Consider the following 13,726-nt stretch of genomic DNA (forward strand, 5'->3'; position numbering starts at 1 on the left):
CGGCGCCCGGCGCATGCCGCAGGAACCGGCGCGCAGGAGCGTGCGAAAGGAAGAACAGACGGAAAAAGCGCGGAGGATAAACGCGAATGCCCGGCAGCGCCGGGCATTCGCAGCGGCCCCGAGCGGGCCGAGGGGGATCAGCCGAGGTTCTTGCCCAGCAACGCGTGGTACAGCTCGCTGTCGCCGAGCACCCCGACCACCCTGTCCTGCTCCTGCAGGACCAGCTTGTGGCCGGTCTGGTAGCGAATCTGCAGGGCATCGCGCATACGGATGCTGACATCCACCAGGGTCGGTTCGCGGCGCAGCTTCTCCACCGGGTCGCCCTGGCGCCAGCGTTGCAGGTCGATGACGTTGCTGCCCTGGCGCGCGCCCTTGAGCACGTCGCCTTCGCTGAGACCGATCCAGCAGTCGCGGCCCTGGTCGAAGCAGATCTCGTCGTTCTGCCGGATGCACTGGTCGAGGCCACGCATCAGGCTCTGGCCGCACAGCACGTTGAGCGGGTTGGTATGGGCGACGAAGGTACGCACGTAGTCGTCCGCGGGGCTCAGCACGATCTCTTCCGGCTTGCCGTGCTGGATGATCCGGCCGTCCTTCATGATCGCGATGCGGGTGCCGATCTTCAGCGCCTCGTCGAGGTCGTGGCTGACGAACACGATGGTCTTGTGCAGTTGCCGTTGCAGCACCAGCAGTTCGTCCTGCAATTGCTGGCGGATCAGCGGGTCGAGGGCCGAGAACGGTTCGTCCATCAGCAGGATGTCGCCATCCATCGCCAGCGCGCGAGCCAGGCCGACGCGCTGCTGCATGCCGCCGGAGAGCGAGTCGGGACGCTTGTCGCGCCACTGCGAGAGACCGACCAGCTCGAGCTTCTCGTCGATCAGCTTCTTCCGCTCGGCGGCCGGGCGGCCCTGCATCTCCAGGCCGAAGCCGACGTTCTCGGCCACCGTCAGCCAGGGCATCAGGGCGAACTTCTGGAACACCATGGCGATGCGCTTGGTACGCATGGCCTTGAGGGTCGCCGGCGAGCAGTTGGCGATGTCCACCTGCGAACCTTCGTGCTCGATCAGCAGCTTGCCGCGGCTGACCTTGTTCAGGCCGTTGATGCAGCGCAGCAGGCTCGACTTGCCGGAGCCGGAAAGTCCCATCAGCACGCAGATCTCGCCGCGGTTGACGTCCAGGCAGGCGTCCTCGACGCCGAGCACCTGGCCGGTGCGCTTGAGGATCTCGGCGCGGCCGAGGCCCTGGTCGAGGAGCTTCAGGGCTTCCTTGGTGTGGGTGCCGAAGATGACGTCCACATGGTCGAATCGGATCGCGGTCATGGCTTATTTCCCCTTCACGGCGCGCTGCTTGCACACCCGGTCGAGCAGGATGGCGAGCAGGACGATGGCCAGGCCGGCTTCGAAGCCGAGGGAGATGTCGGCGGTGTTCAGCGCGTTCACCACCGGCTTGCCGAGGCCATCGGCGCCGACCAGCGCGGCGATCACCACCATCGACAGGGAGAGCATGATGCATTGGGTGATGCCGGCGGCGATGCTCGGCATCGCGTGCGGCAGCTCGATGCGCGTCAGCAGTTGCCAGCGCGAGCAGCCGAAGGCCTTGCCGGCGTCGAGCAGCTCCGCCGGAACGTCCTGGATACCCAGGCAGGTCAGGCGGATTGGCGCGGCGACGGCGAAGATCACCGTGGAGATCAGGCCCGGCACCACGCCGAGACCGAACAGGGTCAGGGTCGGGATCAGGTAGACGAAGGTCGGCACCGTCTGCATCAGGTCCAGCAGCGGCCGCAGCGCGGTGTAGAACCACGGCTTGTGCGCGGCGACGATGCCCAGCGGCACGCCTACGGCGATGCACACCAGGGTGGCGAATATCACCTGGGCGAGGGTTTCCATGGTCTCCTGCCAGTAGCCCAGGTTGAGGATCAGCAGCAACGAGGCCAGGGCGAACACGGTCAGCCCCCAGCTGCGCTGGATGAAATGCACCAGCCCTACCAGCAAGGCGATCAGCACCAGCGGGTTGAACCAGAGCAAGCCGTTGGTGACGCCATGGATGAGGAACTCAAGGGTGTCGGAGATCTTGTCGAAGAACGATGCGCCATGCAGGGTCAGCCAGTCGACGAAACCGGCGATCTGCTCTCCCAGCGGGAGCTTGTGATCAGTCAGGAACATAATCAGGGTCCATCAAGAGCGGGAAATGAACGACCGGTCGCCTACTTGGCGAACGCCAGCTTGGCCGCGGCTGCGGCAGGCTGCCCGTCGCGGGTGGTGACACCGGCCAGCCAGGCATCCAGCTGTTCCGGGTGATCCTTCAACCAGGCCTTAGCGGCTTCCTCGGGTTTCTTGTTTTCGTTGAGTACCGCGTCCATCAGCTTGTTCTCCATCTCGAGGGTGAAGCTGAGGTTCTTCAGCAGTTGGCCGACGTTGGCGCACTCCTGGGCGTAGCCCTTGCGCACGTTGGTGTAGATGGTCGCGCCGCCATAGTTGGGGCCGAAGAAGTCGTCGCCGCCTTCCAGGTACTTCATCTGGAAGCGGGTATTCATGGGGTGCGGCTCCCAGCCGAGGAACACCACCCACTGGTTGCGCCGGATGGCCCGCTGCACCTGCGAGAGCATGCCCGCCTCGCTGGATTCCACCAACTTGAACTTGCCCAGTTCGAAGGCGTTCTTGTCGATCATGCTCTGGGCGACGCGGTTGCCGTCGTTGCCCGGCTCGATGCCGTAGATCTTGTTGCCCAGCTTGTCGGAGAACTTCGCGATATCGGCGAAGCTGCGCAGGCCGCCGTCGTAGACGTACTGGGGAACCGCCAGGGTGTACTTGGCGCCCTCCAGGTTGGCGCGCAGTGTCTCGACCGTACCTTTCTCGGCGTACTGCTTGATGTCGTTGGTCATGGTGGGCATCCAGTTGCCCAGGAATACGTCGAGGTCGTTGTTGGCCAGGGAGCGGTAGGTCACCGGCACCGAGAGCAGATTGACCTTGGTCTTGTAGCCGAGGGACTCGAGGACCTGGCGGGTGACCGCAGTGGTCACTGTGATGTCGGTCCAGCCGACGTCGGCGAAACGCACCGACGCACAGGATTCGGGCTCCGCGGCCTGGGCTGCCAGCGGTGCGCACAGAGACACGGCCAGCAGCCAAGACTTGCAACCTTTCATAGCGAACTCCTCTGCAGGGTAAGGCGCCGGCGCTACCCCGAAGGGCGCGGCGGTCTGTCTGTATCGGGCCGACCGGTAGCGGCCCTCAGCGGGCAATTCGTGAACGATCATGAAACAGGACGCATCCGTCGCCTACAGGGTGGGTCGCAACCAGTGCAGGCGGGGTCGCATTCAGTACCCGCTGTGTCGCATTCAATCATAGTGGTCTTTGCCGGCGACCAGCGGATGCCGTTTTCGGAGCGGCGCGAGCCCGTTCTCATTCCGACGCCGTGCAGGTGCAGACGCCCCTCGGCCGCAGAGGTTCCCCGATCCGGGCGCGGACGCGGCGCTTTTGGACATGGCCGGGTCGGTGGCGGATGCGGCCCGCCCCGGGGAAAGCCCGATGATGCGCAGGAATCGCGGGCGGAGGAGCCGCCACCCCCACTACGCAGGCACGGATGCCGCGGCAATCCCGGAGGCCGGCATGGCTATCAGTGTGTTCGACCTTTTCAAGATCGGTATCGGCCCGTCCAGTTCGCATACCGTCGGCCCCATGCGCGCCGCCGCGCTGTTCACCGCTGCCCTGCGCCAACGCCAGGCGCTGTCGGCGGTGCGGCGTCTCGAAGTGCGCCTGTATGGCTCGCTGTCCGCCACCGGCGTCGGCCACGGCACCGATCGCGCGGTGATCATGGGCCTGATGGGCGAATGGCCGGATCGTATCGACCCGACCCAGATCGCCCCACGCATGGCCGCGCTGCTCGATAGCGGCCTGCTGCAACTGGACGGCCGCGTGGCGGTACCGTTCGACTGGGTGCGCGACATGCGCCTGCTCGACGAGAACCTGCCCTACCACCCCAACGCCATGACCCTGGTCGCCTACGGCGAGCAAGGCGAACTGCACCAGGAGACCTACTACTCGGTGGGTGGCGGCTTCGTGGTCGATGCGGCACAGGCCGCCTCGGGACAGCTCGACCAGGACCACACGGTGCTGCCCTACGACTTCTCCAGCGCCGAGGAACTGTTGCTGCTGTGCAAGCGCCACAACCTGCGGGTATCCGAGCTGATGCTGGCCAACGAACGCATCTGGCGCAGCGAGACCGACATCCGCGAAGGCCTGCGGCGCATCTGGCAGGCGATGCGCGATTGCGTCGACAACGGGTTGCGCAACGAAGGCATCCTTCCCGGCGGGCTCAACGTGCAACGCCGCGCCGCGCGCCTGCACCGCAACCTGCAGGAGATCGGCAAGCCCAACGTGATCGGCTCGACCCTCAGCGCCATGGAATGGGTCAACCTGTTCGCCCTGGCGGTGAACGAGGAGAACGCCGCCGGCGGGCGCATGGTCACCGCGCCCACCAACGGCGCGGCGGGGATCATCCCGGCGGTGCTGCACTACTATATGAAGTTCAATCCCGACGCCCAGGACCGCGACGTCGTCGACTACCTGCTGGCCGCCGCCGCGGTGGGCATCCTGTGCAAGAAGAACGCCTCGATCTCCGGCGCCGAGGTCGGCTGCCAGGGCGAGGTCGGCTCGGCCTGCGCGATGGCCGCCGCCGGACTGGCGGAAGTCCTCGGCGCCACCCCGGCGCAGGTCGAGAACGCCGCCGAGATCGGCCTGGAGCACAACCTCGGGCTGACCTGCGACCCGGTCGGCGGGCTGGTCCAGGTGCCCTGTATCGAGCGCAACGCGATCGCCGCGGTGAAGGCCATCAACGCGGCGCAAATGGCCTTGCGCGGCGACGGCCAGCATTTCATCTCGCTGGACAAGGTGATCCGCACCATGCGCGACACCGGTGCCGACATGCACGACAAGTACAAGGAAACCTCGCGCGGGGGCCTGGCGGTGAACGCCATCGAGTGCTGAACCGGAATTGCTCACGAAACGATCGAGACGCCACTTTTTGGCGCATATGACGCGTGACCGGGCGGTCGTCATCCGTCACACTGCGGAGTAACGGCTCGCCGCCCGTCGTTACCTTTGTCGCCACGGCCGCTGCCCCGCCTTCTCGCCGGGGGCCGCCCTGGTGCTACCGAAATGCCCAGGCGCGCGGCGCGCCGCCAGCCGTCGCCCATGCTGTCGTTGTGCCAGGTCCGAGGGGAAATACCGGGCTAAAGCCTTCCGGCTTTTTTGATTGAACGCCCAATCAATATAGGCATGGCATTTGCCTTGCTCTGGTTACAAGCAACGCCGACGGCGTGGCCCAAGCAGCCACCCGGAAATTCCAACAATCATAAAAAAAGCCTCGTGAGAGGCCTGCTTGCTCAGCGTGAGGAGATACACCCATGACCACGTACGCGCCCGGAGTCCCACCACAGAACCGAAATCCGCAGTCCATCGGCTTCCTGCTGCTGGACAACTTCACCCTGATCTCCCTGGCCTCGGCGGTGGAACCGTTGCGCATGGCCAACCAGCTCTCGGGACGCGAACTCTACCGCTGGCATACGCTGAGCCTGGACGGCCGCCAGGTCTGGGCCAGCGACGGCCTGCAGATCACCCCCGACGCCGGTACCGACAACGCCCCGGCGGTGGATTGCGTGATCGTCTGCGGCGGCGTCGGCATCCAGCGCAGCGTCACCCGCGAGCACGTCACTTTCCTCCAGGCCCAGGCCCGCCAGGGTCGGCGCCTCGGCGCGGTGTGCACCGGCAGTTGGGCGCTGGCCCGCGCCGGCCTGCTCGACGGCTACGATTGCAGCGTGCACTGGGAATGCCTGGCGGCGATGCAGGAAGCCTTCCCCCGGGTGGCCATGAGCACCCGCCTGTTCTCCATCGACCGCAACCGCTTCACCTCTTCCGGCGGCACCGCGCCGATGGACATGATGCTGCACCTGATCGGCCGCGAGCATGGCCGCGAGCTGTCGGCGGCGATCTCCGAGATGTTCATCTACGAGCGCATCCGCAACGAGCAGGACCACCAGCGCGTGCCGCTCAAGCACATGCTCGGCACCAACCAGCCGAAGTTGCAGGAGATCGTCGCGCTGATGGAGGCCAACCTGGAGGAACCGATCGACCTCGACGAACTGGCGGTCTACGTCAACGTCTCGCGTCGCCAGCTCGAGCGGCTGTTCCAGAAGTACCTGCACTGCTCGCCGTCGCGCTACTACCTGAAGCTGCGCCTGATCCGCGCCCGCCAGTTGCTCAAGCAGACGTCCATGTCGATCATCGAGGTGGCCTCGGTCTGCGGCTTCGTCTCCACCCCGCACTTCTCCAAGTGCTACCGCGAGTACTTCGGCATCCCGCCGCGCGACGAGCGCCAGGGCCAGCCGCTGGGCCAGCCGGTGGTGCTGATGCCGATCCCGCAGGACCTGGCGTTGATGCCCAACTCCTCGGCGCTGTCGGCCCTGAGCCAGGCGCAGGGCGAGTCGACCTTCGCCAGCGTGCGGATCTGACGGCGCGTCCCTGCCCGCCCCGTCCACGGGAGCGGGCAGGGCCTTGTCAGCCCCGCGGCACCAGCGCCGGCAGCAATTGCCGGGAAATCGCCTCGCGCACCGCCGGGAGCAGCGTGGCGTGCCCGCCGAGCATGTCCTCCACCAGCCGCCGCAGCGCCTGGGCGCGCTCCGGGCTGAGGCCGCGCACGGCGTATTCGCAGGCCTGCTCCGGAGTCGAGTCCGGCGGCACGCTGAAGCCCAGCGCCTGCAGGCGTTCGCGGAAATCGTCCTGGTCGATCAGATCGGCGTGCATCATCGCGGCAGCTCCTTCGATGGGGATTGCCATCGATTCTGCTGAGCCCACGTCGCTCCCGGCAAGGGGGCTGTCCCGCCTGGACATGGGCAGGTCGTTTTCGGCTAATTCGACCGCCAGCGACACCGCCACAATCGCCTCCAGCGGCTTGCGGAATGCAGCGGACGGCTTCCGGAAAACGCCAGACTCACACTGAGGGCCGTTCCTGGCTCCTTTTTCATCCCCCTCCGCGCGTCGGGCGCGGCAGGGGGATTTTTTTGCCGGAAGCCAGCTAGCCGGCGCCGAGTCCCGCCCGACAGTGTTCCCAGAAACGCTCGAAGCCCGGCGAGAGGAACTTGTCGCGCTGGCGCAGCATGTAGAAGCGCCGGCGCAACGGCGGCAGGCTGCTGCGCAGTTCGACCAGCGCGCCGGAGGCCAACTGTTCCTCGACCACCCAGCGCGACAGGCAACTGATGCCCAGCCCGGCGGCGACGCTGTGCTTGATCGCCTCGGAGCTGCCCAGGTCCAGGCTGTCTTCCAGGTAATGCAGGTGGCCCAGCAGGGCGTGGCTGACCTCCTCGCGCGTGCCCGAGCCGGGCTCGCGCAGCAGCCAGCGCGCGCGGCGCAGGGCCTCGCGGGAGACCTGGGTGCGCGAGGCCAGCGGGTGGCCGGGCGCCGCCACCACGATCAGGCTGTCCTCGAGCCAGGGCTCCACCCGCAGGCCCGGCTCGTGGCAGGGGCCTTCGATGAGGCCGATGTCCGCCGCGAAGGTCACCACGTCCTGCACCGCCGAACCGGTGTTGCCGATGCTGGCGTTGACCCTCACGCCCGGCTGCTCCCGCTCGAAGGAGGCCAGCAGGCGTGGCAGCACGTAGTTGCCGATGGTGCTGCTGGCCGCCACCGTCAGGCTCGCCTGGGGCGCGGCGGAAACCGCGAACTGCTGCTCCAGTTGCGCCACCCCGTCGAGCAGGCGCAATGCCTGGGGCAGGAAGCGGCGGCCGACCTCGTTCAGTTGCAGGCGCTTGCCGACCCGGTCGAACAGGCGCGTGGAAAGCTGCGACTCCAGCTCGTTGAGCGCGGCGCTGGTGGCCGACTGCGACAGCGAGATGGATTCCGCCGCCGCCGTGGTACTGCCGCAGCGAGCCACCGCACAGAAGATCTGGAGCTGACGGAAACTGAGGGCCATGGACTCACCTACCTGTTTTTCAGGTATTTAATACAGAAACTATTCGTTTCACAAATTCATTCCCGCTACCTAACCTGCGTCCCGTGACCTCACCTGAGGAGCGAAGGATGCACACCCTCCCCGTCAAGACCGGTACCAGACCCCTGGCCCAGGTCCAGAAACTCATCCCCGGCCTGCTGCTCAGCGCCGCCCTGGCCGGCGCGGCGATCCTCCTGGGTCGTTCGCAATGGTTGCAGCACAACGGCATCAGCGCGCTGACCCTGGCCATCGTGCTCGGCATCGTCGTCGGCAACACCCTGTACCCTCGGATCGCCGCCGGCAGCGCCGCCGGCGTCGGCTTCTCCAAGCAGATCCTGCTGCGCGCCGGGATCATCCTCTACGGCCTGCGCCTGACCTTCCAGGACATCGCCGGCGTCGGATTGCACGGCGTGCTGCTGGACGCCCTGATGCTCGCCAGCACCTTCGGCCTGGCGTGCCTGCTCGGCACCCGGCTGTTCGGCCTGGACCGCACCACCACCCTGCTGATCGGCGCCGGCAGTTCGATCTGCGGCGCCGCCGCGGTGATGGCCACCGAGCCGGTGGTGCGTGGCCGCGCCGAACAGGTCGCGGTGGCGGTTTCCACCGTGGTGGTGTTCGGCACCCTGGGCATCTTCCTCTATCCGGCGCTGTTCCAGCTCGACCAGGACTGGGGGCTGCTACCGCGCGACCCTGGCCCCTGGGGCGTGTACATCGGTGCCACGGTGCATGAGGTGGCCCAGGTGGTCGCCGCGGGTCGTTCGATCGGCATCGAGGCAGCGGATACCGCGGTGATCGCCAAGATGGTCCGGGTAATGATGTTGGCGCCCTTCCTGATCCTGCTCTCGGCCTGGCTGGCACGCGACAAGGCGCACCGCCGGCAGCACAGCGGCGCGACCAAGATCACCATTCCCTGGTTCGCCGTCGGCTTCGTACTGGTCGCCGGGCTCAACTCGCTGGTCAGCCTGCCGCCGGCGCTGGTCAGCCACGTCAACGACCTCGACACCTTCCTCCTGGCCATGGCGATGGCCGGCCTCGGCCTCGGCACGCACCTCTCGGCGATCCGCCGCGCCGGCCTCAAACCGCTGCTGCTGGCCGCCCTGCTATTCGCCTGGCTGGTGCTCGGCGGTGGATTACTCACCCGCCTGGCGCTCGCCTGAGTCCTCCGCCAGGAAGCCCTGCACGGCCCGCCGCAAGGCCTCGTGCAGGGCTTCCACCTCGTCGATGCCGTGGCCGCGCAGGCAGCCATGGACCAGCCCGTTTCCCGGATAGAACCCTGCCTCGCCACCCGCCGCGCGTAGCGCTGCGCCATAGCGCTCGCCGTCGTCGCGCAGCGGATCGAATTCGGCGACCGCCACGAAGGCCGGCGGCAGGCCAGTGAAATCAGCGGCCTCCAGGGGCAGCGCCAGCGGCTGTCGGTGCAGCGCCGCCAGCGGCAGGTAGGCGTCCAGGCACGCCTGCACATCGCCGAGGCCGAGCAACGGCGCGTCGACGCAGTCGATCCGCGAGGGCGATGGCGCGGCGGACAGCAAGGGATAGAGCAATATCTGCGCAGCCGGCGACGGCGCGCCGCCATCGCGCAGGGCCAGGCACAGCGCCGCCGCCAGGTTGCCGCCGGCGCTGTCGCCGGCCACCAGCAGGCGTCGCCCATCCAGCGCTTCGTCCAGCTCGCCCAGGCTCAGCGCCTGCCAGGCACGCAGGCAATCCTGCAATGCCGCCGGGAACGGATGCTCCGGCGCCAGTCGGTAATCCACCGCCAGCACCAGCAGGCCCAGGCGCGCCGCCAGGTCGGCGCAGATGAAATCGTGTGAATCGAGGCCGCCGAGCATCCAGCCACCACCGTGCAGGTAGAGCAGCGCCGGCCAACCGCCGGGCGGTGCCGGGCGGTCGGGGCGATAGCGGCGCACGCGCACCGGCGGCGCGGCCGGCAAGCAGGAGTCGAGCACCCGCAAACCGGCCGGGCGCGGCGGCGCGAACGCCTGGCACATCCGCGCGTAGGCCGCACGTTGCGCATCCAGGCGCGGACTGTCGCTGGCGAACGCCCGGCTGTGCTCGACGAAGCGCCACATCGCCGGAGACAGCGGATACTTCGCAGCCATCGCGCTCAGCGCACCGGCGGCAGGCCGATCACCCGACCGACACCTTCCGGCACGGGGAGCGCGCGATGTGCCTCGGCGAGCGCCTCGACCCGCGCCAGCACCTCGCCTGCGAACGGTACCGAGCGCGGGCCGTCGAGGCTGACGTGGAGCAGCATCTGCTCGCTCAGCGCCAGCGCCTGCCCGCTGCCAGGCAGGTACAGGGCATGGTGGATATGCAGACGCTTGCGATCGTGACCGAGCAGTTGCGTGCGCACCTCGACCCTGGCGCCCTCCTTCACCTCGTGGAGGAAGTTCAGGTGGCATTCCAGGGTGAACAGCGAGTGTCCGCTGGCGTCGCGGTTCTGGCTGTCCAGGCCGATATGCGCCATCAGCGCATCGGTGGCGTAGCTGAACACCAGTAGGTAGAAGGCATCGCGCAAGTGGCCGTTGTAGTCCACCCACTCGGGCAGGACCGGCGTCTCGTAGGTCGTCAGGGCTTGGCTCATGGCAGGCTCCGTGGTTGCGCTCCGCCCGGCGGGGCGGAAGGCGCGTCATGTCACTCGGCGAAGGCGAAGCCGTGCCGGGCCTTGGTTTCCCTGATCGCCCCGAGCACCGCCAGCAGGCAGTCGTCGCGGTAGCGCTCGAGCTCGGCGATGCTGCGCGCGCCCTGCTGCTCGGCGGTGCCCTCCACCACCCGGTCGATCAGGGCTTCGGTGAGTTCCGGCGCCGGCAGGTAGGTCCAGGGCAATTGCAGCGCCGGGCCGAACTGCGCCATGAAGTGGCGCATGCCGGCGTTGCCACCGGCCAGGGTGTAGGTCAGGAAGGTGCCCATGAACGACCAGCGCAGGCCGGCGCCGAAGCGGATCGCATCGTCGATCTCGCCGGTCGTGGCCACGCCGTCGTTGACCAGGTGCAGCGCCTCGCGCCAGAGCGCCTCGAGCAAGCGGTCGGCGATGAAGCCGGGCACTTCCTTGCGTACGTGCAGCGGACGCATGCCCAGCGACTCGTAGACCCGCATCGCCGCCCGCACGGCCTCGGCAGCGGTGCGTTCGCCGCCGACCACCTCCACCAGCGGCAGCAGGTAGACCGGATTGAAGGGGTGGCCGACCAGGCAGCGCTCGGGGTGGCTCGCCTCGGCGTAGAACTCGCTGGGCAGCAGGCCCGAGGTGGACGAACCGATCAGCACGTCGGGCCGCGCCGCGGCGCTGATCCTGGCGTGCAGGTCGAGCTTCAGGTCGAGCCGCTCGGGGGCGCTCTCCTGGATGAAATCGGCGTCGCCCACGCATTCCTCGATGCTCGCGACGAAGCGCAGGCGCTCCTGCGCCGCGCCGGGCGCCAGGCCCTGTTTCCGCAAGGCCGGCCAGGCATTGGCGACGCGCGCGCGCAACGCCGCTTCGGCGCCCGGCGCCGGATCCCAGGCGACGACGTCGAGGCCGTGGGCCAGGGCGCGGGCGATCCAGCCGCTGCCGATGACGCCGCTACCGAGGGCGGCGAAGGTCTTGATCTCGGTGACGAAGGACATGGACATCTCCAGAAGTTGTTCCCGCCCCCGACGGGGCGGGGAGGAAGAAATCAGCGCGGCTTCAGGTTCATCCTGCGGCGCCCTTCCGCCGGGCTCAGGGCGCGCCCGCCGAGGCGCTCGATGATCTCGATGGCGCGCTCCACCAGGCTGCCGTTGCTCGCCGGCACGCCCTTGTCCAGCCAGATGTTGTCCTCCAGGCCGACCCGCACGTTGCCGCCCAGCAACATGGCCTGGGCGACCATCGGCATCTGCGTGCGGCCGATGCCGAAGCCGGCCCAGGTCGCCCCCGGCGGCAGGTTGTCGGCCATCGCCTTCATGGTCGTGGTATCGGCCGGCGCGCCCCAGGGAATGCCCAGGCAGATCTGGAACAGCGGATCCTCCAGCAGCCCTTCCTTGAGCATCTGCTTGGCGAACCAGAGGTGGCCGGTATCGAAGATTTCCAGCTCGGCCTTGACCCCCAGCTCGGTGATGCGCCGGGCGCCGGCGCGCAGTTGCGCAGGGGTGGAGACGTAGATGTAGTCGCCGTCGCCGAAATTGAGGGTGCCGCAGTCCAGGGTGCAGATTTCCGGCAGCAGCTCCTCGACATGCCTGAGCCGCTCCAGCGGGCCGACCAGGTCGGTGCCGGCACCGAACTCCAGGGGCTGCTCGCCCTTGCCGATCTCCAGGTCGCCGCCCATGCCGGCGGTGAGGTTGATGATCACATCGGTGTCGCTTTCGCGGATACGCTCGACCACTTCGCGGTACAGCGCCACGTCGCGGCTGGGCTTGCCGGTGGCGGGGTCGCGGACATGGCAGTGGGCGACGGTGGCGCCGGCCCTGGCCGCCTCGATGGCGGCCTCGGCAATCTGTTTCGGAGTGACCGGGATCGCCGGATGCCGGCCGACGGTATCGCCGGCGCCGGTCACCGCGCAGGTGACGATGACTTCATGGTTCACGGTGGTAGCTTCCTGTATTCGGGGTGTACGAAGCCCCGCCCGGCCGCGCCGGGCGGAACGGATAGGTGCGGGTTACTTCAGCGAGGCCTGGAGCGCGGCCAGGCCGTCCTTGCCGTCGAAGGTGCTCACGCCATCCAGCCAGGCCTTCAGCGGCTCGGGGTTGGCCTTCAGCCACTGCCGCGCGGCGTCGAGGGGCTGGGTGCGATCGAGGATCGGCGCCATCACCTGGCTGACCTGGGCGCTGCTGAAGCGCAGGTTGTGCAGCAGCCGGGCGACGTTGCCGCACTGCGCCTGGTAGCCGGCGGCGGTCATGGTGGAGACGGTGGCCGCGCCTTCGTCGGGACCGAACACATCCTCGCTGCCGGTGAGGTAGGTCATGTCGATCTGCAGGTTCATCGGATGCGGCTTCCAGCCGAAGAACACCACCCACTGCTTGCGCTTGATCGCCCGCTTCACCGCCGTGAGCATCCCGGCCTCGCTGGACTCCACCAGCTGGAAGCCCTTCAGGCCGAAACGGTTGTCGTCGATCATCTTCCGGGTGATGCGGTTCGAGCCGCTGCCCGGCTCGATGGCGTAGATGCGGCCGCCAAGCTTGTCCTTGAAGCGGGCGATGTCGGCGAAGGTCTTCAGCCCGCCCTCGGCGACGTAGCTCGGCACCGCATAGGTGGACTGCGCGTCGGCCAGGGTCGGCGGCTCGATCACTTCGATCCGGCCTTTGTCCAGGTAAGGCCTGGCGACCGGCTGCATGGTCGGTTGCCAGTAGCCGAGGAACAGGTCCAGCTGCTTGTCGGCCAGGCCGGCCAGGACGATCTGTTGCGAGGCGCTGGTCTGCTTCACCTGGTAGCCCAGGCCGTCGAGCAAGGCTTCGGCCACGGCGCTGCTGGCGACCACGTCGGTCCAGTTCACCGTGCCCAGGCGCACCGTGCGGCACTGCTCGGGTTCGGCGGCCAGGGCGGCGCCACTGGCCAGGATCAGCAGGGCGCAGCCCAGCTGGCGAATCGTCGTCTTCATCGGTCTCCCCTCGTGCGGCTATTGATTGTTTTTCTGCGAGGTGGGCGCCGGCCCCTTGCGAGACCGACCCTGGCGACCAAGGTACGCAGCCGGGACGGCGGCGAAGCGCACTGCGGCGACCAGCTCTTGCACTGCAGCGACCTGGCCATTGCCAAGCGCGGCGGGCCTGCGCTACACACAGGCTGCGCAACCTCAACCCCGGAGCG

General features: G+C 68.0%; 13 protein-coding genes. 3 read left to right on the forward strand and 10 right to left on the reverse strand.

What is annotated here, in order from left to right:
• Positions 1-137 precede the first annotated feature (137 nt).
• Genes choV through AC1RB9_RS28205 form a run of 3 tightly spaced genes read right to left on the reverse strand, consistent with a single transcriptional unit; the run spans position 138 to position 3,139 of the window.
• Positions 138-1,316 (reverse strand): choline ABC transporter ATP-binding protein, encoded by a 1,179-nt coding sequence (choV, locus tag AC1RB9_RS28195; RefSeq protein WP_003096690.1) that lies wholly within the window; start codon positions 1,314-1,316, stop codon positions 138-140.
• Positions 1,317-1,319: 3 nt separating this feature from the next.
• On the reverse strand, positions 1,320-2,159 hold the full coding sequence (choW, locus tag AC1RB9_RS28200) for a choline ABC transporter permease subunit (RefSeq protein ID WP_003096692.1): 840 nt from the start codon (positions 2,157-2,159) through the stop codon (positions 1,320-1,322).
• 41 nt (positions 2,160-2,200) lie between these two features.
• Positions 2,201-3,139: a choline ABC transporter substrate-binding protein gene (locus AC1RB9_RS28205; RefSeq protein ID WP_003104841.1), complete on the reverse strand. Its 939-nt coding sequence runs from the start codon at positions 3,137-3,139 to the stop codon at positions 2,201-2,203.
• A gap of 463 nt (positions 3,140-3,602) precedes the next feature.
• Between AC1RB9_RS28205 and AC1RB9_RS28210 the strand changes: the two genes are divergently transcribed.
• Both AC1RB9_RS28210 and gbdR read left to right on the forward strand, forming a co-directional pair.
• Complete coding sequence (locus tag AC1RB9_RS28210; RefSeq protein ID WP_003111339.1) at positions 3,603-4,979, forward strand: L-serine ammonia-lyase; 1,377 nt, start codon at positions 3,603-3,605, stop codon at positions 4,977-4,979.
• 419 nt (positions 4,980-5,398) lie between these two features.
• Positions 5,399-6,502, forward strand: a complete 1,104-nt coding sequence (gene gbdR / locus AC1RB9_RS28215) for a choline metabolism transcriptional regulator GbdR (RefSeq protein WP_003096699.1) — start codon at positions 5,399-5,401, stop codon at positions 6,500-6,502.
• 46 nt (positions 6,503-6,548) lie between these two features.
• Here gbdR and AC1RB9_RS28220 read toward each other — a convergent pair whose 3' ends face one another.
• The gene (locus AC1RB9_RS28220; protein ID WP_003096701.1) at positions 6,549-6,797 is read right to left on the reverse strand and encodes a hypothetical protein; all 249 of its coding nucleotides are present in this window, start codon (positions 6,795-6,797) and stop codon (positions 6,549-6,551) included.
• Between the two features lie 268 nt (positions 6,798-7,065).
• Complete coding sequence (locus AC1RB9_RS28225) at positions 7,066-7,959, reverse strand: LysR family transcriptional regulator (protein ID WP_003104838.1); 894 nt, start codon at positions 7,957-7,959, stop codon at positions 7,066-7,068.
• Between the two features lie 107 nt (positions 7,960-8,066).
• Here AC1RB9_RS28225 and AC1RB9_RS28230 point away from each other — a divergent pair, with 107 nt between their 5' ends.
• Complete coding sequence (locus AC1RB9_RS28230) at positions 8,067-9,134, forward strand: YeiH family protein (protein ID WP_003457999.1); 1,068 nt, start codon at positions 8,067-8,069, stop codon at positions 9,132-9,134.
• Here AC1RB9_RS28230 and AC1RB9_RS28235 read toward each other — a convergent pair.
• The 5 genes from AC1RB9_RS28235 to AC1RB9_RS28255 all read right to left on the reverse strand — a co-directional run bounded on the left by AC1RB9_RS28235 (position 9,108) and on the right by AC1RB9_RS28255 (position 13,520).
• Positions 9,108-10,073, reverse strand: a complete 966-nt coding sequence (locus AC1RB9_RS28235) for an acylcarnitine hydrolase (RefSeq protein ID WP_004364692.1) — start codon at positions 10,071-10,073, stop codon at positions 9,108-9,110. The two genes, AC1RB9_RS28230 and AC1RB9_RS28235, sit on opposite strands and share 27 nt — an antisense overlap.
• A 5-nt stretch (positions 10,074-10,078) precedes the next feature.
• On the reverse strand, positions 10,079-10,558 hold the full coding sequence (locus AC1RB9_RS28240; RefSeq protein ID WP_003458005.1) for a thioesterase family protein: 480 nt from the start codon (positions 10,556-10,558) through the stop codon (positions 10,079-10,081).
• Between the two features lie 50 nt (positions 10,559-10,608).
• Entirely contained in the window at positions 10,609-11,574 is a 966-nt protein-coding gene (locus tag AC1RB9_RS28245; RefSeq protein ID WP_003096713.1) for an L-carnitine dehydrogenase, read from the reverse strand.
• 50 nt (positions 11,575-11,624) lie between these two features.
• On the reverse strand, positions 11,625-12,509 hold the full coding sequence (cdhC, locus tag AC1RB9_RS28250) for a 3-dehydrocarnitine:acetyl-CoA trimethylamine transferase CdhC (protein ID WP_003096716.1): 885 nt from the start codon (positions 12,507-12,509) through the stop codon (positions 11,625-11,627).
• Between the two features lie 72 nt (positions 12,510-12,581).
• Complete coding sequence (locus AC1RB9_RS28255; RefSeq protein ID WP_003096718.1) at positions 12,582-13,520, reverse strand: choline ABC transporter substrate-binding protein; 939 nt, start codon at positions 13,518-13,520, stop codon at positions 12,582-12,584.
• Between the last annotated feature and the right edge of the window lie 206 nt (positions 13,521-13,726).

It is taken from the genome of Pseudomonas sp. 20-5 (genome assembly GCF_056782835.1).

Bases quoted from the DNA above. Each gene is read 5' to 3' on its own strand.
- AC1RB9_RS28255 (WP_003096718.1), bottom strand. From the start codon at position 13,520: ATGAAGACGACGATTCGCCAGCTGGGCTGCGCCCTGCTGATCCTGGCC.
- AC1RB9_RS28235 (WP_004364692.1), bottom strand. From the start codon at position 10,073: ATGGCTGCGAAGTATCCGCTGTCTCCGGCGATGTGGCGCTTCGTCGAG.
- AC1RB9_RS28220 (WP_003096701.1), bottom strand. From the start codon at position 6,797: ATGATGCACGCCGATCTGATCGACCAGGACGATTTCCGCGAACGCCTG.
- choW (WP_003096692.1), bottom strand. From the start codon at position 2,159: ATGTTCCTGACTGATCACAAGCTCCCGCTGGGAGAGCAGATCGCCGGT.
- AC1RB9_RS28230 (WP_003457999.1), top strand. From the start codon at position 8,067: ATGCACACCCTCCCCGTCAAGACCGGTACCAGACCCCTGGCCCAGGTC.
- AC1RB9_RS28205 (WP_003104841.1), bottom strand. From the start codon at position 3,139: ATGAAAGGTTGCAAGTCTTGGCTGCTGGCCGTGTCTCTGTGCGCACCG.
- AC1RB9_RS28210 (WP_003111339.1), top strand. From the start codon at position 3,603: ATGGCTATCAGTGTGTTCGACCTTTTCAAGATCGGTATCGGCCCGTCC.
- AC1RB9_RS28225 (WP_003104838.1), bottom strand. From the start codon at position 7,959: ATGGCCCTCAGTTTCCGTCAGCTCCAGATCTTCTGTGCGGTGGCTCGC.
- AC1RB9_RS28245 (WP_003096713.1), bottom strand. From the start codon at position 11,574: ATGTCCTTCGTCACCGAGATCAAGACCTTCGCCGCCCTCGGTAGCGGC.
- choV (WP_003096690.1), bottom strand. From the start codon at position 1,316: ATGACCGCGATCCGATTCGACCATGTGGACGTCATCTTCGGCACCCAC.
- AC1RB9_RS28240 (WP_003458005.1), bottom strand. From the start codon at position 10,558: ATGAGCCAAGCCCTGACGACCTACGAGACGCCGGTCCTGCCCGAGTGG.
- gbdR (WP_003096699.1), top strand. From the start codon at position 5,399: ATGACCACGTACGCGCCCGGAGTCCCACCACAGAACCGAAATCCGCAG.